The organism is Candidatus Stoquefichus sp. SB1, from assembly GCF_001244545.1.
Classification (GTDB): Bacteria; Bacillota_I; Bacilli_A; order Erysipelotrichales; family Coprobacillaceae; genus Stoquefichus.
In genome coordinates this window covers 397,242-420,979 of record NZ_LN852695.1, presented here as the reverse complement: position 1 = coordinate 420,979, position 23,738 = coordinate 397,242, and the positions used below count along the sequence as shown (strand labels likewise).

Here is a 23,738-nt window from a genome sequence, read left to right as displayed (position 1 = left end):
TATATGATTTATAATCCAATAGAAAGAATATCATTCATTCACTTAAATCTTTTCATAAAACAAAAAAATTGGTCTTAATCAACCAATTTCTTCTTCATATCACTATAACCAATCCATACTGTCCATACATAAGCACAAGTCTTAGGAATCATTAACATTCCTACCATTGGAATCGCATCTGCCCATAAAACAACAGGAATATAAAAACCAAAACTCAAGACAATTGTTAACCACATATATTGAAATGATGGATCATGATCATGTCTTGTCTGTTGATAAAACAGAACAATGATTAACAATCCTAATAAAGCAAATGGAATATTTCTCATTATTCCCCAGGAAATAGGTGCATTGGCACTTGTCCATCCATTCTGTGGAAACATACATAAAACAATACGAATAACTGCCAATCCATAAACTATGATTGTATAAAGTTGTTTTCCTTGAATCTGATAACGTAATCTCCATACATAATAAAGAATAACATAAAATACTGTCATTGTTATGGATGTAATCCACTTACCAATTCCTAATGCAACAGTATAATCTTGCAATCCTGTTGTACATAACGCATAAGCTCTTGGAACAAGATGAAAAGAATCACCTAAGCCTAAAGTCACTGCCATTATCCCAAATAATAAATACTGCTTATTTTCTTTTCCATTTCTTATCATCAAAATTCCTAATGTAATGACTGTTACTAAATAAACAATATCAAATAAAGTCTCTACAATTGCTTGCATACTATATTTCCTCCACCTTTCTATAGTTTACATGTTTAAAATAATTCACCATAAATAAAATTCCCGCATGACACAACGATACACCTAAGCCGGTATAAAAAACGGCAATAAAGACATCTGGAAAAATCCCTAATACTCTTATTCCAATACCAAAAGTCATCATAAATGCCATAATACAAAAAGCCTTTTTATCAAAAAACTTAAAAAAGTATTGTTTATCTTCCTGATAACCTAATATTCTTTGTGTATGCTTTTTAACCATTTTTTGAAATACAAAATATTGAAACATTCCATACACAATAACTGATAATAAGATATGAATAAAACTGATATATGATGAATATGTTTCAATCCCAATTCTTAAAATATTAAAACCTGCAATACCCCAAACACAACCACCAATCACTAATAAATATTTTTTCTGAATCATTTTCCACCTCCAAAATGAACATCGTTCAATTTCGTTCATTAATAAACCCACTGATGTGGGTTAATAAATTATTCTTCTGATAACCTCTTTTAAAATATGGCAAGACTCTTGATTTTGTGATAACAATTGCAACATGTTTGAAAAAACAAATTGAATGAATTGTTCTTCTGTCAAATCATCATCAAAGATATTCTTTTTCACTTGTTGATCTTGATGTAATACCCAAAGCATTCCTTCTTGAATATGCTGAAAATACTTTTCCATCATATCTTTACCTTGATAAAGACTTTCATCATCTAGCCCCTGCGCATGAGCTAAGAAAAAACCTGGATATTCCTTTGTTCCTTGTTGAATTGTTTCAAAAACCCATTCAGTACAATGAAGAAAGTTATCAAATTGATGATAGTCACTACGCATATGAAAGAATGATTTCCATATTTCCTCAATGGTTGCTATAATGAGATCTGCTTTAGAAGGAAAATAGTTATAAATTGATCCTATTGAGACCTGACATTCTTTTGCAACTGCTCTGATATTAATAGACTGTAAACCTTTTTCTGAGGCAATTTTTTGACTCACTTTTAAAATTGCTTCTCTTGATGTTACAACTTTATTCATCTTCTCACCGCCAAACTGAACAGCGTTCATATTAAACTATTTTGTTTGCTTTGTCAATAAGATTGCTTTATTCTTTTGATTTCTTTATAATGAGGATGGTGATAAAAATGATACGTTATGGAATATTAAGTACGGCTTCCATTGTAGGAAGATTTATAGCAGGTATTAAAGAGAGTCAGGCAGGAGAAGTTTATGCTATTGCATCTCGAACTGTGGCTAAAGCCAAAGAGGCGGCGTTACAATATGATATTAAGAATTATTATGGAAGTTATGAAGAATTATATGAGGATGAAAATATAGATGTTATCTATATTCCAACTGTAAATGGATTGCATTATCGTGATTGTCAAAATGCACTATTGCATCATAAACATGTGATTGTAGAGAAACCATTTACTTTAACTTCTATTGAAGCTCAAAAACTTTTTGATTTAGCAAAACAGAATCAATGTTTTTTAATGGAAGCACAAAAATGTGTTTTTTTACCAACAACACTTCAATTAAAAAAACTAATTGAACAAAATGTTATTGGTGATATTCGATACATTGAATTAAAAGCTGGTTTTCCAGGTCGCTTTGATTATGATCATTGGATGTATGATTTATCTATGGGCGGTGGTGCATTATATGGAAGTGCTACATATACTATTGAATTGATGCAGTTTCTATTTGATAATCCACATTTTCAAATTGATGGTAGTTGTATAAAATGTCCTACAGGGTCTGATGAAATCTGTAATTTCCAATTAAAAATGAATCATCAAATTTTGGTTTCTTCAACGATAGCTATGAATGTTCCGCTCAAAAATGAAGCTGTTTTCTATGGAGATAAAGGTTATATTGTGATTCCAAATTATTGGAAATCTAATCATTTGGATATTTATTTTCATAATGGTGAAACAAAACATTATGATTTTCCTTATCAAAGTGAATTCGTATATGAAATCAATCATATTCATGAATGTTTAAAGCAACAGTTACTGACAAGTCCTATAATGACACCTGCAAGAACAATGGAAGCAACACATCTTGTAGAAACACTTTATCAGAAATGGCAGGAAGATACTAATGAATGAAAGACCAATATTAGATAAAAATTTAGATGCTGATACTTTTTTAAATTATTATTATTTAAAAGAAGAACTTGTTTCATTTTGTAAAGAACATGGTATTCCTTCATCTGGAGGAAAAATAGACATTACCAATAGAATTGCTCATTATTTAAAAACAGGTGAAATTTTATCAGTTAAATCAGTTCGTTCACATAAATCAAATATTTCAGTTATTACAGAAGACACATTAATCGAACCTAATTTTGTTTGTTCAGAAAAACATCGTGCCTTTTTCAAAGAAAAGATAGGCCCTAGTTTTTCTTTCCCTGTAGCTTTTCAAAAATGGTTAAAAACAAATACTGGAAAAACATATCAAGATGCAATTAATGCTTATTATCAGATATTAGAAGATAAGAAAAAAGGTCGTAGCCAAATTGATAAACAATTTGAATACAACACTTATATTCGTGATTTCTTTGATGATAATCCGGGAAAGTCATTAGACCAAGCCATTATTTGTTGGAAATACAAAAAAGCTTTACCTGGTCATAATCGTTATGAAAAAGATGATCTTATTTCCTTACAATGAAAACACCAATGGTGTTTTTTTATATTATATAAGAACAAATAACAGCAATAACAATAGCAGGTAATAAATTAGCAGTTTTGACTTTCTTTCCCCACACAAGATTAACACCTATACAAAAGATAAGCACAGAACCCACTAAAGAAAGATTCGTAAATGCTGCTGGTGTTAAAATAGGTTCAATAACTTTAGCCAGAAGTGTCATACTGCCTTGAAATATAAAAACTGGAATAGCTGCAAACAAACATCCTTTTCCTTGAGATGCACTCATAATCAAAACAATAATTGCATCTAATATTGCTTTAGCCTGCAATGTTGAAATATCCCCTGTCAATCCATCTTGAATGGCTCCAACAATAGCCATAGCACCAATACAAATCGTTAAAGTTGTTGTCACAAAAGCCTCGACAAAAGCATTATCCTCCTGACTTTTTGTTACTTTTTTTAACCATTCCCCAAAATGCTCTAAATGACCTTCAATATTCAAAAACTCTCCTATCAATGCTCCAATTGCTAAACTTGCAATCATCATCATTGTATGTCCACTCACTAATTCTCCACTATTCACAACAAATACTTTTTCAATAGTCCCTATTATTCCTAAAAACAAAACACAAATACCAATAGCACTCATTAATGTCTCTTGATATCTTTTTTCAATATGTGATCCAAAAAGCAAACCACCTATACCACCTAATAGAATAGCACCTGTATTAATCAATGTTCCTAATCCAATCATATCTATCAACTCCTCAAATCTTTTATTCATCATAAGTTATCTGAACACTCAAATCAATACTTGTTTATTTTTTTCAATAAGAAAAAAAGAAGTTCAACGCTCTCAATAGCTAAAAAACTATTTATACGCTGCAACTCCTTATTTTTACATTTTTATTCATTCTCTTTTCTTCTTAAATAAATCATTACTCCTAATCCAACTAATACCATCCCACCATATAATATTATAAAACTATTATCTCCTGTTTCAACATTTGTTATCTTCTGAGAATTATCAGTTGATGGTGTTGAGTTTTCAATTGGGATAGTTGGTTTATTAACTGGTGGTATTGGTTTATCATTTGGTCGTGTTGGATCCTCAGGTTCTACAACTGGTTTATTTTCTATTGTAAACACAATAGTTAAACCTGTAGCACCCAGATATTTCTCGCCCTCATCAACATCAAATGTGATTTTATATGTACCTGCTTCTCTAACTTCATTTATTTCAATACCATCTTTTTCAAGTTTTTTAACTTGAGGTATACCAACGCCTTCAAGTGAAGATGTTATGGTATATGTTATTTCAACTCCTGTATAGGTTTCATTTGATAACTTCACACTAAAGTTATTTGCTTGTAGTTCTGCTTTCTTAGTCCATTTAGCATAGACTGTCTTATCTTCTAATGTATATTTCTCTATCTTCGTAATCTTCCTATCAAAGTCTGCACTGTCATACCATCCATCAAAGAAATATTCACTCTTTGTAGGTATAGGTAATTCATATCCTTCTAGAATTTCAAATTTATCTTGTTTACTTTCTAAAGTTCCACCATCTAATTCATACATAATATCATGAGTAATAGCTGGTGATAATGTATAAGTCACATAGTCATCAGATATAGGAATAATCGCTGCAGTACCACTATCATTATCATTTAAGATTTTATCATCTTCATCATACCATCTATGATTACTATCAGTATAAGGAATTTCTAACTGTTTTTTTGTCTTCACATGAACTTGAGATAAATGAGGAGTGTTGCTAAAAATAAAATCAACATCGCAGTTATCTTTAGTGATGTCTAACCCTTGAACATTAACAAGTGATTGACAACTAGAAAACATAAAGAATGCATTAGTCACTTGACTTGTATCAAAGTTGGATATATCTAATTTTTTTATTACCTGACAATTATAAAACATACCAGCCATATCAGTCACTTGGCTTGTATCAAAGTTAGATACATTTAATTCAGTTAAAGCCTCACAATTACAAAACATATAAAACATACTAGTCACTTTGCCTGTATTAAAGTTGGATACATCTAATTCAGTTAAAGCCTTACAATTAGAAAACATAGAATACATATCGGTTACGTTGCTTGTTTTAAAGTTAGATACATCTAATTCATTTAAAGACTGGCAATTATAAAACATAGAAGACATGTCTTTTACTTTGCTTGTATTAAAGTTGGATACATCCAATTCAGTTAAAGCCTTACAATTAAAAAACATAGAAGACATATCTTTTACTTTGCTTGTATCAAAGTTGGATACATCTAATTTAGTTAATGAATTGCAATTATAAAACATAGTAGACATATTCGTCACATGACTTGTATTGATTTTGTCTAAATTTTTAATTGTTTTGAGGTTTGTTAAATCTCGAAACATTCCATGTAAATTAGTTGCAGTAATATTCCCTTCAATAATCACTTTCGTTATATTATCTTTATAACCATACCACGGTATATCATTTAAAATAGCATCAGGTAAAATAACTTTCATTGTTCCATTACCACTAATCGTTAGTGTTCCATCAGCATAATCAGCTGAAACCGCTCCTGGATTTGATGCATCTGATATGTCCCAATGTGTAGTTGTAGTTTCTTGTGCATAAGCATTTTTTAAAATGTATGATGAACTACCAATAATTAAAAATAGACTACACCATACCTTAAACTGTTTAACTAAAAATGCATTCACTTTTAATCTGTACTTCCCTTTTAAATGATACTTCATTTGTTTCCCTCCTTTTGTTCGTAAAGGTACACATTAATTAACAGACTTTTATTTAGCATTAATATAAGGATTTATCTAAAATATTTAGGTATTTCCTTTTTTTATGCTTAATTCTTCATATTTTCTAATGTGTACATTATTGTACTAACTCAATTATAAAGCATTTTAATTAAGTTTTGGGAGTGCTTTAACAAATAGGATATTCAACGGATAAAAGAAGAGATTTAATCTGTATAAACCTCTTCTTTAACATTATCTTTATTAATGTTTATATCCTTTTTTGTTTTCTGTTAATGAACAATAACATTCCTGATAGCCCAGCAAGAATTATATATCCTCCTATGACTGTTCTATCTTCCGTTTCTGCTATATTGCTTTGTTTATCCTGATATGCAATAGCATATGTAGAGAATTGATCTGTCTCAATCGTTATTGTATTCGCATCAGTATCTAAATCCTTTAGAATTGTTGCCACTCCATCATGGACGCGTATCATCACAAATTCCCTGTTTGCCTTCCTTAGGCTTTCTGGTATCTCTATTGTGATTCTGATAATGCCTCTTGTTTGGCTTATCCTGCTTTCTTCATGATCAATGATCTTTAACAGACTGACATCCAGATACTGTCCTATCTTCATTTCTCCCAGCACTGATTCTACAACTGTCTTATCCTTGATACTGATCTGTCCTGAAGCATCATCAACTGTCAGAACAATCTTTATATCACTGCCTTTTTCTACTGCCTTCTTTTCATCATCTGTTAAAACAATATTGGCAAGTTGACTTTCAGTCATAGGTATCTTTACATCTGGTGCATTATTCCCTTTCTTAACTTCCTTTTGTATGCTTCCTGCTTCTTTACTTGCAACGGAAACATTCAATGTTCTTTCCACATAATGATTCTCTTTATTGTATCCTTCTACACCAGTATAGTCATAATTTATATCATCAACAATAAGTCTTGCTTTATATCCACTGTTTTGAACACTAAGCATAATATCTCCATCAGTCCATGTCCAACCTTTTGGCAGGACAACTGTTGAAAGCAACTGTTCTTCTACACCTTTTAGATTCGTAGGCAATTCAACAGTTGGGATTGCTTTATTAATATTGAATTCCTTCACTTCTTCCAATCCTGTATAGTTACCTGTTTCATTGACTTGTGCCTTGACATACCATGTTCCAGTATCTGTAGGAACTTTATCTGTAAAGACACCATCTTTTTTGTCACTATATGTATATTCGACTTCTCCAAACTTTGCTTCTGAAGTTGGTTCTTTTGCTTCTTCTCCATATATCCAGTTCTCTATTGATGGATGATGAATCCATTCATTCTCTGCCCTATTTACCTTAATAACAACTGGAATTGTTACTGTCTTATAATTGGAATCATCTGGTGTATATCTGAGCATTGCTGTGACATCACCAGCATCTCCTACCTTTTTAAGTGGCTCTACCCATTCGAAGCCATCATTAAGTGCTATCTCTCCTAGTGTCTGTCCATAGACTGCATTAAGATTGACTGGCAATGTATACACTGGTTCTGCCTTATCAATATTGAATCCCCTGACTTCTTCCAATCCTGTATAGTTACTTGTTTCATTGATTTGTGCCTTGACATACCATGTTCCTGCATCTGTAGGAATTTTATCTGTAAAGACACCATCTTTTTTGTCACTATAAGTATATTTAACTTCTCCAAATTTTGCTTCTGCATTTGGTTTGTTTGCTTCTTTACCATATGTCCAGTTCTCTATTGATGGACTGACTTTCCATTCGTTTTGAGCCTTGATTATGATTGTTAATGCTCTGACAACATAATGCTTACTCTCATTATAGCCATCTGTATTTGCATAATCGTAATTGCTGTCATCAACTTCCAAATATGCCTGGTACTTTGTCTGATCAGCTGTTAAGACTGTATCATCCTTTAGCCATTTCCATCCATTTGATAAGGCAACTGTAGAAAGTTTCTGACCTTCTCCACCACTTAGATTTTTTGGTTCAGTAATAATAGGTGCCTCTGCCTTTTCAATTTCGAATTGTACAGGTTCTGACAGTGCTTCTTTATAATTGTTATCAGCACTAGCTATTGCAGTTACACGATATGTTCCTGCATCTTTTGGCTTGTCTGTTAAGACTTCCCAACTATTATTCATCTGTTTTTCCCATTTAAATGTGACTGTTCCTGTATAACTAACAGGCTTTTCTACATTCACTGTCTTGTTGAATGGCTGTCCATTATAGATGCTCTTTAGATCCTGCTGTGAAGAAGTTATGCTGATCTTTCCATTAACTTTATTAATTTTGAAATCTACTGTCGCTTCTATTTCTTTATAATTATCAGTTTCTTCAACAGTTGCCTTAACTGTCCAATCTCCTGCTGTTGTTGGAACTGTTGTAGTATACTGATTTAATCCTTTCTTGCTGTAGGTATATGTGACTTCACCAAATTTTGCTTTTGAACTTGGTTTTTTTGCTTCTTCACCATATATCCAGTTCTCTATCTGAAGTTCATCTTTCCAGCTATTAGTTGCCTGTGATATTGTAAATTCCTTTGTTGCTGTTGCTGACTTGTGGTTATCATCCTCAGCCACATCAATTTTGACACGATATTCTCCGACATCCTTAGGTGCAGATTCAAGTTTTTCCCAGTCATTTCCATTCTTCTTTTCCCATGTATAGACTGGTGTTTTGCTGCTGCCTGTCCTGTCAATTGTTGGATTGCTGACTGAATTGCTGTCATAGGCTTTATCTAAAGTTCCCTTAACTGTAATCGTACTCTCAGCTTTTCTGATTTCAAGCTGCACTGGTTCAGATTCTGTTTTTTGATAATTGTTATCCTCACTGGCTATAGCACTAACTTGATATGTACCAGTATCTGTAGGTTTAGATAGTAACTCTTCCCAACTGCCATCAGCTTTCTTCTTCTCCCATTTAAAGGTCACTGTTCCTGTATAATTATCAGGTTTACTGATCTTAGGAGTTTTATCATATGTCTTGCCAGTATAGTCAGTTGTTAATTCTTCACTTGTTGATATGATTTTAAGACCGCTGTTTTCTGCCTTTAAAATCTTGAATTCTATGACTTTAATGAGTTCCTTATACTCATCATCTGCTGACACATAAGCCTTCATATACCATGTTCCAGCAGTTGTTGGCTTATTCTTAGTGAATTCGACATCCTTGCTTGAACTATAGGTAAAGATAACAGTTCCATGCTTTGCAGTACCTACAGGTGTACTTGCAGTTTCATTGTATGTCCAGTTCTCTATTGAAGGATCGACTGTCCATTCATTCTCAACCTTTGGTACAACGACCTTTAAAGTTCTTTCAACATAATGATTACCTTCACTGTAGCCTGCAACACCTGTATAGTCATAATTTGCATCATCAACTGTCAATCTAGCTTTATACCCATTATTGGTTGCTTTCAAAACCGTATCCTTATCAACCCATGACCAATATTCTGGCAATGTCACTGTGGAAAGCTTATCATCCTGTACACCACTCAGATTTTGAGGTTCAGTAATGGCAAGCGCTATAGCTTTGTAAATGGTAAAGTCTTTAGTTGCTTCCATTCCCTTGTAGTTATCAGTTCCTACAACAGTTGCCCTGACTGTCCAATCTCCTGCTGTTGTTGGAACTGTTGTTGAATATTGATTTAAGCCTTTCTTGCTGTAGGTATATGTGACTTCCCCAAACTTTGCTTCTGAACTAGGCTCTTTTGCTTCTTCCTTATAAGTCCAATTATCTATTGAAAGAGCCTTTTTCCAACTATTAGATGCCTGTGAAATCTCAAATTCTACAGGTTCAGACTTTGCAGATTTGTAATTATCATCAGCTTCCAATATAGCAGTTACACGATATTCTCCAGCGTTCTTAGGAATAGATTCAATTTCTTCCCAGTCATTGCCTTTCTTCATTTCCCATGTATAAGTAACATTTCCAGTTCCTGTCTTCTCTTTGATTGCTGGTGCATGATTAAAATCATTTCCGTCATATGTCTTGCCATCAATCGTTTCAATGGCAATGCTACCATCCGCTTTATCAATATCAAAGTATACGTAATCTTCTGCTGCGATATAATTGTCATCTGCGTCTACATGGGCGTGAAATTCGTATTCTCCTGCCTCTGTCGGAGCACTTGGAATTTCATCCCATTCGAATGTTTGATCATTCCATTTTTTCCAAATATAAGTAATGGCTTTACTACTCCCTGTCTTTTCAACATTAGGAGTAATTACTGGCTTTCCATCATATGTCTTATTCAAATCATTGGTAGTGATTTTAATGGTACTCTCCTCTTTTTGGAGAATTGTCAATTTGACATTCAATGTTATCGCTTTACCATCAGCAGTTCCACAATCATAAGAATATTCAATGGGTGTTCTATCAAGATATTCACTTACAATGCCAGTATTAGAATCATATTTTGCTCCTTTTGTTACATTTATTTTTTGAGGATCAATTCCTGGAAATTTATCTGCAATATTAAAGGTACTGTTTTTCTCTTTTAACTCTATCGAAGATAGTGTTGGCATTTGTATCTTTTTTAAAGAAGAAATATTTCCTATATCCAAGTATACAAGAGAAGTATTATAGCATAATAATTCTCTTAGTTTCGAATTCTTGCTAACATCTAGACTTTCAATTTTTGTATTATAGCAATATAAATTTTCTAAATTTATATTTTGTGTTACATCTAATTGCTCTATTGCTGTACCACTGAAGTCCAGTACTTTTAACATTAAGTTCTGGATAACATTCAAACTTTGGATTTTTGTAGAAGAACACCATAATTGCTCTAAATTTGTATTTTTTGTTACATCTAATTTCTCTATTGCTGTATCACTGCAGTCCAGTACTCTTAAACTTAAGTTATGGGTAACATTCAAACTTTGGATTTTTGTACTATAGCAAGACAAATCTTCTAAATTTATATTTTGTGTTACATCTAATTTCTCTATTGCTATAGAATAGCACTCCAGTTCTTTTAACTTTGAGTTCTTACTTATATCTAGATTTTCAATTTCGGTCATACTGCAGTTCAATTTCGTTAAATCTGTATTTTTGCTAACATCTAAACTTTCGATTTTTGTACTATAACAAGATAACTCTTGTAATTCAGTGTTTTTACTGACATCTAAACTTTTGATTTTTGTATTATGACAATCTAATTGCTTTAAATTTGTATTTTGTGTTACATCAAGTGTCTCTATTCCTGTTTGATAACAGGTCAATACTTTTAAATTCTGATTTTTATTGACGTTCAGACTTTCTAGATTCGTCCTATCACAATATAATGCTTCTAAATCGAAATTTTTACTAACATCTAGTTGAGAAATGCCTGTATTGTAGCACCACAATTTTTTTAATTTGGTATTTTGACTAATATCTAATTCCTCAATTTGGGTACCACTAAAGCTTATCACTTTTAAAGCCGTATTTTTACTGATATCCACTTCTCTAATTCCTACGCTGCCACAACTTAATTCTTCTAAAGCTACATTCTTGCTGATATCCAGCTCTGTAATCCCTGTTCCATCACAGTAAAGTGTTTTAAGCGCTGTAAAATATTCCAATCCTTTCAGCGATTTTATATCTTTTTTAAACAAAATTTCAATATCAGTAGCAGAATTAATTTCTGCTGATGATAGGATTTTATCTCCGTTTGTATTAATAGAAACGTCATTCAATATATACTCTCTAAATACATCATCTGGAAAATGCTCTGCATCAATAGGAATATCACCATTTGTTTCATTGCTTGGTGATGTATTTCTTGTTGTTGTATCAGTTGCATAAACACTTATAGGTTGAGTTATCATTGAGATAACCAAGATAAGTGTCAAAACTAAAGATACAATTTGTTTTTTAAGAATTATCCTTTGTACTTGTCTGATAAATGAGTCCATAAAATCTGTGACTCTCTGTAAGACATATAATAAACAATACATAATAGTTATTGTTTTCTTATATTGAGGATTCTTCTTTTCAAACCTGATTATCTTACTTACTAAATTCTTCATTCTTTCACTCCCTTCAAAGTTTGTTAAAGTACACATTAGAAAATATAAAGAATTGAGCATAAAAAAAGGAAATACCTAAATATTTTAGATAGCTCCTTCTATTAATGCTAAATAAAAGTCCGTTAATTAATGTGTACATTATTGTACTAACTCAATTATAAAGCATTTTAATTGAGTTTTGGGAGCACACTGATAAATAGGATATTCAACGGACAAAAAGAGATGATACATAGACATTGCTACTATCATCTCTTTGTTTGTTTTTGTTATCTTTTATTAATCATTCAAAAAGGGGTTCAATATATTCTTGAATAAGTGTTATACGATCTTTAGCCTCAGGAATAAATAGAGAAGCTATTGAAACAACCAAATTCTTTTGTTTATTAAAATAAATAACATTTCCACCATCTCCCATAGCTGCACAAGCTCTTTCATCCTCATTAATAATCCACCAAAGATATCCATATTTTAAATGGTTTTCTTCCCACTCACTATGTTCTTGAGTACTCTCAGTCAACCATTTTGACGATACAATTTGTTGTCCTTCCCATTGTCCATCATTTAAATACAATTGACCAATCTTTGCCATATCTATTGGTGAAAGTGTTAATCCCCATGCTCCAGTATTAAGTCCTTGTGAATCAGTAACCCAACCACTTATTGTTGTAGATTCATTGAATGCCATTTGTTCTTTAGCACTCTTTAAAACAATATTTTTTTCAACTGTTATATCTAAAGGTTTCAATAAGTTTTCAGTTGCAAAATCAAAAACTGATTGACCAGTTGCTTTTACAAGAATACCTGATAAAATATCTGGTCCAATTATAGGGGTATAACGGAATTTTCCAATCGCATCTTTACCGCCTAATAAATCTAAAGTTGATTTTAAATAGTCTTTGCTTTTAAAGTATTTTATATAAGATATAGGTGAATCTTTATATTTATATGGAGCACTCATTGTTAATAAATGTTCTATTGTGATATTTTGAATTGTTAATTCTTTCTTTTTGACTTGATATTTGGGAAAGAAATCTAGAACTTTTTGATGAACATTTTGGATATATCCTTTGTCAATTGCAATTCCTATAAGTATAGATAAAATACTTTTTGTAACTGAATAAACATGGACATAATTATTTTGATCATATTCATGAAAGTAATGTTCATATTGTAATTGATGATCTTTAAGTACAACAATACCTACAGTATTATTGTATTCTTCATTTATTTTCTCTTCTAATTCTTTTATTTTATCTTGATTCATAGGATTCTCTCTTTCTTATTGGATAATAGATTTCTGTAATTAAATCATTTTCATTTTGAACATCATGAGGATCATTAATATAAACTTCAAAAACAGCATTACTACTTTCATATCCATGTTGTTGTGCCCATTCTCTTTGTCTTGTGTAAACTGCTGGCAGTCCTAAATAAGAACCATAGAGAATTGTTTTTAAACATAATCCTGGCTCAAAGACTCTGCTTCCTGATCCATTTTCTTTAATTGGAATAGCAAATTCAGTATCTAATCCTAATGGTGTAAATTCATCACTATGAAAAAGAACAAGTGGAGCATCAACCATTGTTAGATTATCTTCTTTCATTCTTTGTAAGAGTTCATTGAAACAATGTTGATATTCTTGAGGGAATTGATTTTCAGATACCATTTTACGGATACTTAAAATAGATATAGGAGATACATTTATACATTGAACATCTATCTTTTCTAAAAAAGACATAATACTTTTTCCTTCTTTTAGATTATACATATCTTCTTCTATTTGTTTTAAGTTTGTTTCATATTTTTGTAATTGTTTTTCTATTTCTTTTTTCTTTTGATTTAAAGTCATATAAAGAACTGTTTCTTTTGATTCATTTAATTCTAAAATATTTTTAATTTCAGTTAATGAAAAATGATATGATTTTAAACGATTAATGAATAACATTGTCTCTAACTGATCAATAGAATAATATCGATATCCATTTTCTGGATTAATTTCTACTGGTAATATCAATCCTATATCTGCATAATAACGTAATGTTTTTGTAGATACTTTACATATATTTGAAAACTCTCCAATTGATAACATATTGTTCCTCCCTTTCTTCATAAACATCTTACACCTTTCCCTTAGGATAAAGTCAACAAAAAAGTATAAGATGCATATCTTATACCCTTGTTGTCATTTAAAGAAAACCATGATTTTGATCAAAATATTCTTCTTTTTCATCAATTAATCTTTTTAATTTTTCTATTTGACTTATTAATTTTTGTCTTTTTTCCTCTAGATTATCATCACAATAATCTACAAATGATACCCACTCATCAATATAATTAGAAATATCCATATAGAGATACTTACAAAATTCTAACATACTTGTATGTGAATATATATAAGCAATATTTTCTTTTTGTAAAGGATATCTCTCATCACTTTCAATAATAATATAACAATTCCAATAACTTACATTACATATAAGTCGTCCTGGTTCAAGAAAACCTTTTACACAAAACGGCAGTAATGTTTCTAATCCATGTATTGCCTGTTCTACCCATTCAAATGCAATATCATCCAAATAACTTAATCCATATGATGCTGTACCTTCAAGACTAAAATCAGTCCAACCATGAAGTGGTTTTGTTAACATATTCATCCTCCCTATAACTCATTCATTCCATTGTTTAGCTAAATCCTTAATTTTTCCTCCATTACTTCTGATTAATTGTCGCCATCCTGTTTGAGCAGCTATTCTATATAAGAATCTTGGAAAAGCAATTGATACATATTGATTCTCCTGACTATTCCCTTGAAAGATTGTTTCAGCTAAAGTTTGTAGAGCTTTATCAACAGGAGCTTTTGGTCCATGATTCTTTTGAGTCGCTGGCATCTGCATAAGTGCACCACCGCCTCCAATACCAAGACCGTCTCCCCAATCAAAATTTAATTTATGTGTCCAATTCTTTAAAATCTGTAATGCAATTTTGGCTTGTTCACCTTCATAGAAACCGCAATTCACGATACCATAAATGGATATTTGACAATCCTGCCAATCTTCTTTTTCTAACTGACAAAGACATGATAACAAATGTCCTGGAATTCCATCTACATATAAAGGACACGAAAAGATAAAGACATCTACCGTTTTTAGTTCTTCTATAGTTTGATCAGATATGATAGGTTTATGCAAAGCTATTTCTAACACTTCTGCCCTTTCTCCAATATAAGATTTAACATCTTTAAGCAACAATCCACTTGTACTTTCCTTAATCTTAGGGCTTCCATTTATCAGTGCTATTTTCATAAAACAATCTCCTTTAAATCTTTTATTGATTGATAAAAAGATACATTTTTAACAACTCCATCATAATTAACAGCATTTGCCTTGATATAATGAGTAGCAGTTTCTTTTTCACTATCTGTCATATTTTCTCCATAAAAATAAGCTGAAAGCGAAATAATATTAGAATATCGACGTTTATGATGCATTTCTCCCTGACGAATAACAAAATCTGGATGAATATATGAAATAGCTCTATCTTGTACCATTTTTACAAAAGGACTGACACAACCATAACTACATTGACTAATCAAAATCAGTTCTGTACACTGACTCATGAAAATCCCTGTCTTTTCAAAGCCATCATGAATAACACATTTTCCTGGTGTTTTAACCCAACATCCAAAACAACCAATACAATTTTGAATATGATCTTTTGGTTTTATAATCTCATATTCACCTTTTATAGGAATATGAAAATCGTTGATATCTGTAATAATTAATTTCATTTTTACACCTCTTTTGACCATTATAAGCAATCCCCTATTTATTATCTATGAAAACAAGGTCAAATGCATAAAATAATAGGTCAAAAGCCAAACAAATCAAAATAAAGTCTCTATAATCGATGAAATATAGGTTTCATTTGTTCATATGTACAATAATATTCAAATCCTAATTTTTTTAATTCATCTTTTGCACTTTGAATATATGCCCCTAAATGTTCTTTTTTATGAGAATCACTACCTATTGTTATGATTTTTCCTCCAAGATCTCTATATAATTTTAAAATATCACGACTAGGTGTCATATCATTTAAACCATAACGATGATATGAAGTATTCACTTCAATCCCTTTTTCATCTTTAATCACAATGTTTAATATCTTTTGAATCATTGGTTTTATTTGATCAAATGGATAAAGACCATTTTCATCATAGCGTACAATTAAATCCATATGCCCTAAAACACTATAATCCTTATATAGAGTCACTAGATTTTCTAATTCCTGATAATATCTTTCTATATATTCTTGTTGAGTCCTTCCCTTTTGAAAATCTTGAGTCCAAAATTCTTGATCTTCAACCTGATGAACCGATAAAATAATAAAATCAAATGGATAACGATGAAACAATTGTTGATATCTATCAATGGTATGTACCTGCATACCAAACTCCATTCCCATCTTTATATTGATTTGTCCCTTATATTTTTCTTGAAGAGACTTTAACTCCTTTTCCCAGTTAACATAATCAACATTCGCAAGGGGCATACCATCACGATAAACCATTGTTTCTACTTCATCCCAATCATACTTTATTCCATAATCAACATGATCAGTTATACAAATTTCTTCTATTCCTTTTTCAATAGCATCCTTTATAACATCCTCCATCATATAGCTAGAATCATCACTATAACGAGTATGAACATGATAATCAATATACATATTATTCTCCTTTTCCTACAACCATATTATTTTTACAATCAATCCTATTACAAATAACCATATCACAATAATTGGAATAGCATAATACCATTTCTTAGGTTTACCATCTTTCCACATATCAATAGCTAATAATTGATTTCTTTGCCATATTTCTTTAGGAATCAGTTTTATAGTACAAATAATAAAAAAAGGTAAGATAATAACATCATCTAAATATCCAAGAACAGGTATAAAATCAGGAATAAGATCAATAGGTGAAAGAGCATAAACAACTGTTATACCTGCTAATAACTTTGCAAAAAATGGCGTCTCTTTATCTTTAAGCACTAGATAGACAACCGGAATATCAGCTTTTAGTTTTTGAACGCTCTCTTTTATATGCATATTTCTTATTCCTTCCTTTCCTTACATCTATAGTACTATATTCCTCACACGTTCACAATTGATTTTTCTATTTGGAATTATTTCATAACTTTTAAAATTATAACTTATTATCCATAACATAAAATTGGACAAAATTAATTTGTCCAATTTTATTATGAAATGAATTTTTCTATGTACTTAGATTGTTCATCTTCAGGAATATCTAAGAAATCTAATGCTTCTTTTAATGTATACCCATTTTTAGCTATAAGTTTGTGAATTGATTTCAGGATTCCTTTGATCTCTCCGTTCGCTTCTCCAATAGCTTTTCCTCTTGCTTCTCCCTCAATGATTCCTTTTCTTCTGATTTCTTCCCATATCTCACACATCTTTCTTTTCCCTCCTTCATTTTCTTTGTAATATCTTACTCTCTTTCTTAGAAACTCATAATGAATATCTTTTGGATCAGTACAGAACATATCATGCATTAATCTCCCTAGTGCTGTATCCTCCTGAATGCTTGCATTCACATAGATAATCTCAGTTCCTTCATCAAGTCTCTCGTTATTCTCATCAATTCTATAACGACTGTGATAGATTGGTAATCCATATCCCAATACATCTGTCTCTGTTATAAAGATAATAATGACATTAGGTAACTCATCCCATTGTTCATTGGGAAACGATGTATTCGCATCTATTAGGCTTCCATGAAACCTCGCTCTTTTAGGATGCGCTCCTTTGGTATCTCTCTGTACTTCAATGTTGATATAGTCATCACCATCTCTGACAAGTACATCAATACTGATAGATCTACCCAGAATATTATTGATATCATACTGAGCATGACATTCAATAATATCAACTTTCCTTTCAAGGATAATTTCAAGAAACTGTCTGACAACATCCTCATCCTTAAAGACAATCCTCATGAAGTCATCATCCATCAACCTCAGTCTAGCAATGGAATCAAGATAATCAGTACTGTTTTCACAAATCAAAAAACTCATTACATAACCTCCTTATATTGATATAAGGAATCTAATAACAATATACCATAATAATTGCTTAAAGTAAATATCCATTCAAAAGATCCCTATACTTATATATACACAAAAAAAGTTCATTTTTCTTTTTTTATTCAAAAAAAGTTAATCATTTTTGAAAATGTACTCACTCATATACATTCTATTGAACAAAAAAAGACTTGCTGCAATTCCTATTAAGAATGCATACAAGCCTTTATCTCTCATTATAATAACGCTTGAAGATATATCCCAATTCCATCATGTTCATTATCTCCACAAATATCATCAGCAATAGCTTTTACATTTTCAAAAGAATTAGCCATTGCTATACCTTTTCCTGCTAATTTTAACATAGAAATATCATTTTCTCCATTACCAAAAGCTAATACATGTTGAGTTGAAATATTTTTGATTTTAGCATATTTCATTAATGCAGTTCCTTTATTCATGCCATAAGGATTGATTTCTACCCAATCAGGTTCTACTTTACAAATATCAAATTGATGATTGTAGTCTTTCTGTAAAATTGGTATAACTTCATTAATAAGTGTTTCTTTTTGAATAAAAGCAACTTTTCTTAAATCTTTAAATAGTGATGAGGGAATTTGTGAAATATCTCTAGTTTTATATTTTTTTGAACTCATGAAATGATGTTCTGTTATACCAGTTTCACCAAAATCCATAATATAAAGACATTCTTCAAAGAAAAGAATCATATCTATATGATGTGTTTTCGCAAGGTTTGCTAAAACACTTGCATCTTCAAATTGAAGTTTTTTCTCTTGATGCAATTGATTCCCTTTTGCATCATATATTTCCAAACCATTTAAACAAATATAACCATTTTGAGAATAATCAGACAAATTTAATTTCTGACCAATTTTCTTTAAACTATCAATATCTCTCCCACTAGCAAGCACTAATGAAATACCTCTTTTTTGTAACTTCATGAGAACTTCTTTTGTATAAGGTAAGATTTCCTGATTAGCTGTGAGTAATGTCCCATCCATATCCATTGCTATCACTTTTAAATTCTTCATTCTATAACTCCTCATTTAGCAATTCTTTTATTTTTGCAATAACACTTTGTTCATCATGTGAACCAATAACTTCATAAGCAATATCTTGAATTGGTTTCACTGCATTACTCATTGCAAAAGCATATTTAACCTCTTGTAGCATTTCGTAGTCATTCATCTGATCTCCAAAAGCCGCACATTCTTGAGATGTTATTTTATAAAGCAGTTGTAAGTATTTAATTGCTACCCCTTTGTTTATATTCTTATTTTGAATATCCATCCATTCATTACCAGAAGTTACAACTTTAACATCGTCTGGTAATTGTTTTTGAATAGGTTCAATAATTTGTTCAATATGATGTTCCATATCATAAATAGCAATCTTCATAATATCATCATCAATTTCATCAAAAGAATTAATAAAAGCATAAGCACAATAATATTTTTTTATTTCCTGACGATAGGCAAAATAATCTTTAAGAATATAAGCTCCTTTTTTACCACACAATACAACAAAAATTCTAGATTCTTTAGATAAAATATATTTTAACTTTTCAACAGTTTTTGGTTGGATAATATCACAACAAAGTTCTGTTGCTCCTTGTGCTATATAACTTCCATTTTCAGCTATAAAATACATTTGTTCACTTAATGGAAGAAACTTTTGATATAAACGATAATATTGATTTCCACTTGCTATTACAAATTTTATCTTTTTTTCTTTCATCTTATAAAATAAATCAATAAACTCTTTATCAAAGTTTTTTTGTGAATCTAAAAATGTTCCATCCATATCAGTTGCTATTAATTTAATCACGACATTCCCACCTCATTTTTTCTTAGTATACCCCAAACACACCAAAAGAAAAAGACCTATTTGGTCTATAATTCATTTAACATCTGGTTAGGATTTTCAGCTGCTTTGACCTTATCAAAAGCTTTTTCAATAATTCCTTCTTCATTAATAAGATAAGTTGTTCTTACAACACCCATAACCTTTTTACCATACATGTTTTTTTCTTTGAAAACATCATAAGTTTCAATGACTGATTTTTCAGGATCAGATAATAATTGAAATGGTAATTGATATTTTTCTTCAAACTTCTTATGTGATTTCACTGAATCTTTACTAACACCTAAGATGACTGCATCTTTTTCTTGAAATTGTGGGTAATTTTCAGCAAATCCACATGCTTGTTTTGTACATCCTGGTGTATTATCTTTAGGATAGAAATACAAAATCACCTTTTTCCCTTGATAATCACTTAAAGAAACACTTTCACCATTTTGATTTAATAATGTAAAATCAGGTGCCTTTGTGCCTACTTCTAACATACAATCACGCTCCTTTGTAAGTATCATACTGTTTTAAAAATCAAAATGCAAATATAATGCCTATCTTTTATTCAAATAATGATTGCTGCATTTGTCCTGAAACAATATTTAAGTCTTCTCCTGATGAAGCTAAAAACATTTCTAAATAATGTTCATCTAATAACCATCTTTGGATATCTTCTTCTAAAATGATTAAGGGCATACGAGAGTGAATAGGTTTAATGGCATCATTAGCAGCTGTTGTAATAATCGTCACTTCATTTTCTTTGACACGATAAATTCCAGCCATCAGTAGATATTGATTATTTGGTGATTCAACTGCAAACTTATGTTTATGAGTATCCCATTCATAGAACCCTTTTGCTGGGATAAGACAGCGATGCTCTCTTGCATCATGTGAAAACATTGGTTTTTCTAGCAATGTTTCACAACGTGCATTAATCACTCTTTGAGAACTTGTATTGATTGAATATCCCCATTTCATAGGTTTTAAAACAAATTTTTCATCTTCAAATAAAATAACAGGAATATTTTCACCTGGATTAAAATCACACTTGATATCATCATATTCAACCTGATTATCTTGAACAATATTTCCAACCAATTGATAGGTTTCACCATCAAAGTAATATCTTCCACACATATATATAACCTCCTATATTTATTATAAACAACCTCTTCTTTTCTTAATCATATCATATATGAAACATTTCTTCTCTATTCATACAATTTTAAAAGATATCTTTTTATTGTCAACATTTTGATGATTTCCTTGTATAATAGATATAAGGATGTGTTGAATATGAGTGAAACGTATAGTAAAAACTATTTTGAAAAATATGCTGCTTTAACATTAACAAAGATTCTTCATGTCAATGAACATGAAATTATTCAATCAGATAAACCTGATTTACGGATTCCTATTTTGGATTTTGGTATTGAAGTGACTCAGGCAATTACTCCTGAAGAAGCTGTCGCTGATATGAAAAAACCATTATATGCTCTTTTGGATATGAATCCTTTTGATCATCAAAATGATAATATCCCTCATGTTATTGAGAAAATCAATAATGCGATTCTTCGTAAAATAGACAAAAGTAAAAATTATGAACAATATCATTCTAATGGTCTTTATATCTTTTCTCATTGTCATAATATTCAACAAAGTGAACTTTATATATATTTACAATCTTTAGATTTTTCATCTTTTTTCTATAGATACATTTTTATTAATTGTATTACAAATATTTATTGTTTTGATTATATAACAAAAAAACTCACTTCTACTTCTTTTCATAAAAGTGAATTAATTGCTATGAATATTGAATCTCTCATCTATGATCAGACATGTGCTAAAAAAAGAAGAAAGATTATTTTACCTAAGACCTCATAAGGTCTTTTCTTGATGATTTAAAATCTGTACTTCACTTTCTAATAAATAACCTGTCTGCTCATAAACTTCTTTTTGAACATAATGCATAAGAGTTAGAAAATCTTTACTTGTTGCATTTGCTTTATTAATTAAAAAACCAGCATGTTTTTTAGAAACTTCAGCATCTCCAATACTGAATCCCTGAAGTTGACAATATTTAATTAATGCTGAAGCATAATGTCCTTTAGGACGTTTAAAAGTACTTCCTGCACTATAATTTTCCATTGGCTGTTTTTGATATCTGAGATTCATTAATTCAGTCATTTTCTTTTCTATATGTTGAAAATTACCTATTTCTAAACGATAAATCACTTCTAGAATAATACTTTGATTTTGTGAAAAATAACTTTGTCGATAATGAAAACAAAGTTGCTCCCCACTTAAACATTTGATTGTATTATGTTCATCTAAAAAAATGACACTTTCAACAACATCTTTCATTTCACCGCCATATGCCCCTGCATTCATATAGACAGCGCCACCTACACTCCCAGGAATTCCACAGGCAAACTCTAATCCTGTAAGCTGCTGAGTTAAACAAAACTGACATAATCCTTTTAACGTCATTCCTGCTTGGACCTTAACATGTGTTTTATCCATCATTTCAATATCTGAAAAGTTATCATCCAAAAGAATAATACCTCCTCGATATCCCTCATCTAATACTAAAACATTACTTCCTTTTCCTAAGACAGTATAAGGAATCTGATATTTTTTAAACAAAGTTACACATATTTGGATTTGTGATATAGAATTAGGAAAAACAATATAATCAGCCTCTCCACCAATATGTAAAGTCGTATATTCTTTTAAAACAGCATTCTCTTGATATTTCACTTGATATTTTTCAAGATCATTTTTAATCATTCATCTATCACCATCACTTTTCACCTAGCTCCACTATAACAATATTTTATGATTTTTTACAAGTTTTATGCTTGCTTTCAATCAGAATCTATAGGAAATGTTTGTGATTGCTGCAAGATATGATGAATCTGTTTGCGAATCTCAATAATTCTTTTGTTTTCAAAATCAGGATGGTCTTTTAACCACTTTCGATTAAGTGGTGAAGGATGTGGTAAGACAAATAATGGTTTTCCTAAATAATTATGATCATTAAAAATTAATTCTTCTAATGTTAAATCAGGATAGAAGAATTTTGCTGCATAACTTCCAATTAAAATATAAATTTGTGGTTGAACAACTTCTAATTCTTTCTTTAAAAAGCGTTGTGCACATTGAAATGATGGTGGATTATCACCTGTTTTGGCTTTGCCAGGAAAACATCTACCAATCGAAGTGATGTAGAAATATTGCGGGTTATAGAATTGTTCTGATGTTATCTGATACCATTCATTTCTTAGCTTTTCCCCACTCACATCATTGAAAGGTAATCCAGTTTCCATTACTTTTCTTGATGGGGCCTGGCTAATTTGCATAATGAAGGAATCTTGTTGTCCTTGAAAGATAGGTCGTGGTGCATAAGGGATAATATCCTGACAAGCCTGACATGTTAATATATCTCGTTTTAATTTTTCAAATTCATTCATGTTCATCACCTTTTTATAATTATAACCCAAAATAGAAATTCTGAACAACTGTAACGAAAAAGATTTCATATCATCATATG

Annotated in this window: 23 protein-coding genes; 3 read left to right on the top strand and 20 right to left on the bottom strand. The window is 30.7% G+C overall.

The annotated features are described in order from the left end of the window. Positions 1 to 74: 74 nt before the first annotated feature. The 3 genes from BN1865_RS10130 to BN1865_RS10120 are packed head-to-tail and all read right to left on the bottom strand — an operon-like array spanning position 75 to position 1,791. Positions 75 to 743, bottom strand: a complete 669-nt coding sequence (locus BN1865_RS10130; RefSeq protein ID WP_050637137.1) for a hypothetical protein — start codon at positions 741 to 743, stop codon at positions 75 to 77. A 1-nt stretch (position 744) separates the two neighbouring features. After that, positions 745 to 1,173 (bottom strand): hypothetical protein, encoded by a 429-nt coding sequence (locus BN1865_RS10125; RefSeq protein WP_050637136.1) that lies wholly within the window; start codon positions 1,171 to 1,173, stop codon positions 745 to 747. Positions 1,174 to 1,233: 60 nt separating this feature from the next. Beyond that, positions 1,234 to 1,791, bottom strand: a complete 558-nt coding sequence (locus BN1865_RS10120; protein WP_050637135.1) for a TetR/AcrR family transcriptional regulator — start codon at positions 1,789 to 1,791, stop codon at positions 1,234 to 1,236. Positions 1,792 to 1,898: 107 nt separating this feature from the next. On the opposite strand from BN1865_RS10120, the gene BN1865_RS18740 reads away from it, so the two are divergent. Together BN1865_RS18740 and BN1865_RS10110 are read left to right on the top strand one after the other, a co-directional pair. After that, positions 1,899 to 2,867, top strand: a complete 969-nt coding sequence (locus tag BN1865_RS18740; RefSeq protein ID WP_082189965.1) for a Gfo/Idh/MocA family protein — start codon at positions 1,899 to 1,901, stop codon at positions 2,865 to 2,867. Further along, complete coding sequence (locus tag BN1865_RS10110; protein WP_050637134.1) at positions 2,860 to 3,432, top strand: DUF6434 domain-containing protein; 573 nt, start codon at positions 2,860 to 2,862, stop codon at positions 3,430 to 3,432. Before BN1865_RS18740 ends, BN1865_RS10110 begins: the two co-directional genes overlap by 8 nt. Before the next feature lie 19 nt (positions 3,433 to 3,451). On the opposite strand, the gene BN1865_RS10105 is transcribed toward BN1865_RS10110, so the two are convergent. The 15 genes from BN1865_RS10105 to BN1865_RS10035 all read right to left on the bottom strand — a co-directional run bounded on the left by BN1865_RS10105 (position 3,452) and on the right by BN1865_RS10035 (position 21,319). After that, a complete protein-coding gene (locus BN1865_RS10105; protein ID WP_050637133.1) occupies positions 3,452 to 4,168 on the bottom strand; it encodes a DUF554 domain-containing protein in 717 nt (238 codons plus the stop codon). Positions 4,169 to 4,320: 152 nt separating this feature from the next. Then, positions 4,321 to 6,171 carry a BspA family leucine-rich repeat surface protein gene (locus tag BN1865_RS10100; RefSeq protein WP_050637132.1) on the bottom strand — a complete coding sequence of 617 codons (1,851 nt, stop codon included), beginning with the start codon at positions 6,169 to 6,171 and terminating at the stop codon, positions 4,321 to 4,323. A 268-nt stretch (positions 6,172 to 6,439) separates the two neighbouring features. Beyond that, positions 6,440 to 12,202, bottom strand: a complete 5,763-nt coding sequence (locus tag BN1865_RS10095; protein WP_050637131.1) for a leucine-rich repeat domain-containing protein — start codon at positions 12,200 to 12,202, stop codon at positions 6,440 to 6,442. 280 nt (positions 12,203 to 12,482) lie between these two features. After that, entirely contained in the window at positions 12,483 to 13,466 is a 984-nt protein-coding gene (locus tag BN1865_RS10090; RefSeq protein ID WP_050637130.1) for a serine hydrolase domain-containing protein, read from the bottom strand. Beyond that, positions 13,453 to 14,292: a MerR family transcriptional regulator gene (locus BN1865_RS10085; protein WP_050637129.1), complete on the bottom strand. Its 840-nt coding sequence runs from the start codon at positions 14,290 to 14,292 to the stop codon at positions 13,453 to 13,455. The genes BN1865_RS10090 and BN1865_RS10085 overlap by 14 nt, the downstream gene beginning before the upstream one ends. Before the next feature lie 97 nt (positions 14,293 to 14,389). Continuing rightward, positions 14,390 to 14,851: a hypothetical protein gene (locus tag BN1865_RS10080; RefSeq protein WP_050637128.1), complete on the bottom strand. Its 462-nt coding sequence runs from the start codon at positions 14,849 to 14,851 to the stop codon at positions 14,390 to 14,392. A gap of 18 nt (positions 14,852 to 14,869) precedes the next feature. Continuing rightward, positions 14,870 to 15,505, bottom strand: coding sequence for an NADPH-dependent FMN reductase family protein (locus BN1865_RS10075; RefSeq protein WP_050637127.1), 636 nt, complete (start codon positions 15,503 to 15,505; stop codon positions 14,870 to 14,872). Next, positions 15,502 to 15,990 (bottom strand): flavodoxin family protein, encoded by a 489-nt coding sequence (locus BN1865_RS10070; RefSeq protein ID WP_050637570.1) that lies wholly within the window; start codon positions 15,988 to 15,990, stop codon positions 15,502 to 15,504. The genes BN1865_RS10075 and BN1865_RS10070 overlap by 4 nt, the downstream gene beginning before the upstream one ends. Positions 15,991 to 16,100: 110 nt before the next feature. Further along, on the bottom strand, positions 16,101 to 16,931 hold the full coding sequence (locus tag BN1865_RS10065) for a histidinol-phosphatase HisJ family protein (RefSeq protein ID WP_050637126.1): 831 nt from the start codon (positions 16,929 to 16,931) through the stop codon (positions 16,101 to 16,103). 15 nt (positions 16,932 to 16,946) lie between these two features. Further along, positions 16,947 to 17,315, bottom strand: a complete 369-nt coding sequence (locus tag BN1865_RS10060) for a YkvA family protein (RefSeq protein ID WP_050637125.1) — start codon at positions 17,313 to 17,315, stop codon at positions 16,947 to 16,949. A gap of 152 nt (positions 17,316 to 17,467) precedes the next feature. Further along, the gene (locus BN1865_RS10055; RefSeq protein ID WP_050637124.1) at positions 17,468 to 18,304 is read right to left on the bottom strand and encodes a PD-(D/E)XK nuclease family transposase; all 837 of its coding nucleotides are present in this window, start codon (positions 18,302 to 18,304) and stop codon (positions 17,468 to 17,470) included. A gap of 242 nt (positions 18,305 to 18,546) precedes the next feature. Beyond that, positions 18,547 to 19,362, bottom strand: a complete 816-nt coding sequence (locus tag BN1865_RS10050; protein ID WP_050637123.1) for an HAD family hydrolase — start codon at positions 19,360 to 19,362, stop codon at positions 18,547 to 18,549. A gap of 1 nt (position 19,363) precedes the next feature. Continuing rightward, a complete protein-coding gene (locus BN1865_RS10045; protein WP_050637122.1) occupies positions 19,364 to 20,158 on the bottom strand; it encodes a Cof-type HAD-IIB family hydrolase in 795 nt (264 codons plus the stop codon). Between the two features lie 65 nt (positions 20,159 to 20,223). Then, positions 20,224 to 20,676 (bottom strand): thioredoxin-dependent thiol peroxidase, encoded by a 453-nt coding sequence (gene bcp, locus BN1865_RS10040; protein WP_050637121.1) that lies wholly within the window; start codon positions 20,674 to 20,676, stop codon positions 20,224 to 20,226. A 67-nt stretch (positions 20,677 to 20,743) separates the two neighbouring features. Continuing rightward, a complete protein-coding gene (locus BN1865_RS10035; RefSeq protein WP_050637120.1) occupies positions 20,744 to 21,319 on the bottom strand; it encodes an SOS response-associated peptidase in 576 nt (191 codons plus the stop codon). A 159-nt stretch (positions 21,320 to 21,478) separates the two neighbouring features. On the opposite strand from BN1865_RS10035, the gene BN1865_RS10030 reads away from it, so the two are divergent. After that, positions 21,479 to 22,069: a hypothetical protein gene (locus BN1865_RS10030; RefSeq protein WP_050637119.1), complete on the top strand. Its 591-nt coding sequence runs from the start codon at positions 21,479 to 21,481 to the stop codon at positions 22,067 to 22,069. Here BN1865_RS10030 and murB read toward each other — a convergent pair. Continuing rightward, positions 22,064 to 22,975, bottom strand: a complete 912-nt coding sequence (gene murB, locus BN1865_RS10025; protein ID WP_050637118.1) for a UDP-N-acetylmuramate dehydrogenase — start codon at positions 22,973 to 22,975, stop codon at positions 22,064 to 22,066. The two genes, BN1865_RS10030 and murB, sit on opposite strands and share 6 nt — an antisense overlap. A gap of 77 nt (positions 22,976 to 23,052) precedes the next feature. Then, complete coding sequence (locus tag BN1865_RS10020; protein ID WP_232780368.1) at positions 23,053 to 23,658, bottom strand: uracil-DNA glycosylase family protein; 606 nt, start codon at positions 23,656 to 23,658, stop codon at positions 23,053 to 23,055. Positions 23,659 to 23,738 lie beyond the last annotated feature (80 nt).

Bases quoted from the DNA above. Each gene is read 5' to 3' on its own strand.
- BN1865_RS10130 (WP_050637137.1), bottom strand. From the start codon at position 743: ATGCAAGCAATTGTAGAGACTTTATTTGATATTGTTTATTTAGTAACA.
- BN1865_RS10125 (WP_050637136.1), bottom strand. From the start codon at position 1,173: ATGATTCAGAAAAAATATTTATTAGTGATTGGTGGTTGTGTTTGGGGT.
- BN1865_RS10120 (WP_050637135.1), bottom strand. From the start codon at position 1,791: ATGAATAAAGTTGTAACATCAAGAGAAGCAATTTTAAAAGTGAGTCAA.
- BN1865_RS18740 (WP_082189965.1), top strand. From the start codon at position 1,899: ATGATACGTTATGGAATATTAAGTACGGCTTCCATTGTAGGAAGATTT.
- BN1865_RS10110 (WP_050637134.1), top strand. From the start codon at position 2,860: ATGAATGAAAGACCAATATTAGATAAAAATTTAGATGCTGATACTTTT.
- BN1865_RS10105 (WP_050637133.1), bottom strand. From the start codon at position 4,168: ATGATTGGATTAGGAACATTGATTAATACAGGTGCTATTCTATTAGGT.
- BN1865_RS10100 (WP_050637132.1), bottom strand. From the start codon at position 6,171: ATGAAGTATCATTTAAAAGGGAAGTACAGATTAAAAGTGAATGCATTT.
- BN1865_RS10095 (WP_050637131.1), bottom strand. From the start codon at position 12,202: ATGAAGAATTTAGTAAGTAAGATAATCAGGTTTGAAAAGAAGAATCCT.
- BN1865_RS10090 (WP_050637130.1), bottom strand. From the start codon at position 13,466: ATGAATCAAGATAAAATAAAAGAATTAGAAGAGAAAATAAATGAAGAA.
- BN1865_RS10085 (WP_050637129.1), bottom strand. From the start codon at position 14,292: ATGTTATCAATTGGAGAGTTTTCAAATATATGTAAAGTATCTACAAAA.
- BN1865_RS10080 (WP_050637128.1), bottom strand. From the start codon at position 14,851: ATGTTAACAAAACCACTTCATGGTTGGACTGATTTTAGTCTTGAAGGT.
- BN1865_RS10075 (WP_050637127.1), bottom strand. From the start codon at position 15,505: ATGAAAATAGCACTGATAAATGGAAGCCCTAAGATTAAGGAAAGTACA.
- BN1865_RS10070 (WP_050637570.1), bottom strand. From the start codon at position 15,990: ATGAAATTAATTATTACAGATATCAACGATTTTCATATTCCTATAAAA.
- BN1865_RS10065 (WP_050637126.1), bottom strand. From the start codon at position 16,931: ATGTATATTGATTATCATGTTCATACTCGTTATAGTGATGATTCTAGC.
- BN1865_RS10060 (WP_050637125.1), bottom strand. From the start codon at position 17,315: ATGCATATAAAAGAGAGCGTTCAAAAACTAAAAGCTGATATTCCGGTT.
- BN1865_RS10055 (WP_050637124.1), bottom strand. From the start codon at position 18,304: ATGAGTTTTTTGATTTGTGAAAACAGTACTGATTATCTTGATTCCATT.
- BN1865_RS10050 (WP_050637123.1), bottom strand. From the start codon at position 19,362: ATGAAGAATTTAAAAGTGATAGCAATGGATATGGATGGGACATTACTC.
- bcp (WP_050637121.1), bottom strand. From the start codon at position 20,676: ATGTTAGAAGTAGGCACAAAGGCACCTGATTTTACATTATTAAATCAA.
- BN1865_RS10035 (WP_050637120.1), bottom strand. From the start codon at position 21,319: ATGTGTGGAAGATATTACTTTGATGGTGAAACCTATCAATTGGTTGGA.
- BN1865_RS10030 (WP_050637119.1), top strand. From the start codon at position 21,479: ATGAGTGAAACGTATAGTAAAAACTATTTTGAAAAATATGCTGCTTTA.
- murB (WP_050637118.1), bottom strand. From the start codon at position 22,975: ATGATTAAAAATGATCTTGAAAAATATCAAGTGAAATATCAAGAGAAT.
- BN1865_RS10020 (WP_232780368.1), bottom strand. From the start codon at position 23,658: ATGAATGAATTTGAAAAATTAAAACGAGATATATTAACATGTCAGGCT.